This is a genomic window from Azospirillum sp. UFLA03-27, assembly GCF_059803775.1.
Genome location: NZ_JAUQTX010000482.1, coordinates 1 through 1,616, shown reverse-complemented (window position 1 = coordinate 1,616; position 1,616 = coordinate 1). Strand labels below are relative to the sequence as shown.

Here is a 1,616-nt window from a genome sequence, read left to right as displayed (position 1 = left end):
GTTATAGTCTCGTGGGCTCGGAGATGTGTATAAGAGACAGCCTTCAGCGCCTCCCAGAATTCCTCTTCCAGGGAGACGCTGGTCGGGTGCCCGGCGATGAGGACGGAGCGCTTCTTCATGGACGGCGCATGGCCCCGGTCACCGGGGCTTCACCATGGTTTCCGGCTTGACCCACTGATCGAACTGCTCCTCGGTCAGCAGGCCCAGCGCCACGCCGGCCTGTTTCAGGGTCGTTCCCTCCTTGTGGGCCTTCTTGGCGATCTTCGCCGCGTTGTCGTAGCCGATGTGCGGGTTCAGCGCGGTGACCAGCATCAGGCTCTCGTTCAGCAACTGGCCGATGCGCTCGCGGTTCGCCTCGATGCCGACCACGGCGTTGTCGGTGAAGCTGTTGCAGGCGTCGGCCAGCAGCCGGATCGACTGGAGGACGTTGTAGGCGATCACCGGCTTGAAGACGTTCAGCTCGAAATGGCCGGTGGCGCCGGCGATGCTGACGGTGGTCTGGTTTCCCATCACCTGGGCACAGACCATGGTCATCGCTTCCGACTGGGTGGGGTTCACCTTGCCGGGCATGATCGAGGAGCCGGGCTCGTTCTCCGGCAGGGCGATCTCCCCGATGCCGCAGCGCGGGCCGGAGCCGAGCAGGCGGATGTCGTTGGCGATCTTCATCAGCGACACCGCCAGCGTGTTCAGGCTGCCGTGCGCGTCCACCAGCGCGTCGTGGGTGGCCAGCGCCTCGAACTTGTTCTCGGCTGTGACGAAGGGCAGCCCGGTGATGGAGGCCACCTCCTCGGCGAAGGCTTCGGCGAAGCCGGTCTTGGCGTTCAGCCCGGTGCCCACCGCCGTGCCGCCCTGGGCCAGCCGGTAGAGCTGCGGCAGCGACGCCTTCACCCGCTCGATCCCGTAGGCGATCTGGGCGGCGTAGCCGGAAAACTCCTGCCCCAGGGTCAGCGGCGTGGCGTCCTGGAGGTGGGTGCGCCCGATCTTCACGATGTCGACGAACTCCGCCGCCTTCGCCGCCAGCGCCGCGTGCAGGTGCTCCAGCGCCGGCAGAAGCTCGTGGTGAATCTGCTCGGCCGCGGCGATGTGCATGGCGGTGGGAAAGCTGTCGTTGGACGACTGCCCCATGTTGACGTGGTCGTTGGGGTGGACCGGCTTCTTCGAGCCCATCTCGCCGCCCAGAGCCTCAATGGCGCGGTTGGAGATGACCTCGTTCGCATTCATGTTGCTCTGGGTGCCGGAGCCGGTCTGCCAGACCACCAGCGGGAAATGATCGGCGAGCGTGCCGTCGATCACCTCCTCCGCCGCCTCGACGATGGCGCGGCCCAGCCGGGGGTCGAGCACCTCCAGCGCCATGTTGGCGAGCGCTGACGCCTTCTTCTGGATGCCGAGCGCGCGCACCAGCGCTGGCGGCATGCGCTCCCCGCCGATGCGGAAGTTGCGCAGCGAGCGCTGCGTCTGGGCGCCCCAGTAACGGTCGGCGGCAACCTCGATCGGTCCGAAGCTGTCGGTCTCGGTGCGCATCCCGGTCTTGCCGGTCATGGTCATGTCCTCGTCGGTTCGAACATCGTTCCGGTCCTGTCTCTTATACACATCTGACGCTGCCGACGATTATACGC

The 1,616-nt window shown here is 66.4% G+C and carries 2 protein-coding genes; both read right to left on the bottom strand.

Annotated elements, in window-relative coordinates; translation table 11 throughout:
- Positions 1 to 119: ribbon-helix-helix domain-containing protein (locus tag Q4I23_RS32580; protein WP_498528985.1), on the bottom strand; the 119-nt coding region annotated here is incomplete at its 3' end.
- A gap of 19 nt (positions 120 to 138) precedes the next feature.
- Positions 139 to 1,539: a class II fumarate hydratase gene (gene fumC, locus Q4I23_RS32575; RefSeq protein ID WP_498528984.1), complete on the bottom strand. Its 1,401-nt coding sequence runs from the start codon at positions 1,537 to 1,539 to the stop codon at positions 139 to 141.
- Between the last annotated feature and the right edge of the window lie 77 nt (positions 1,540 to 1,616).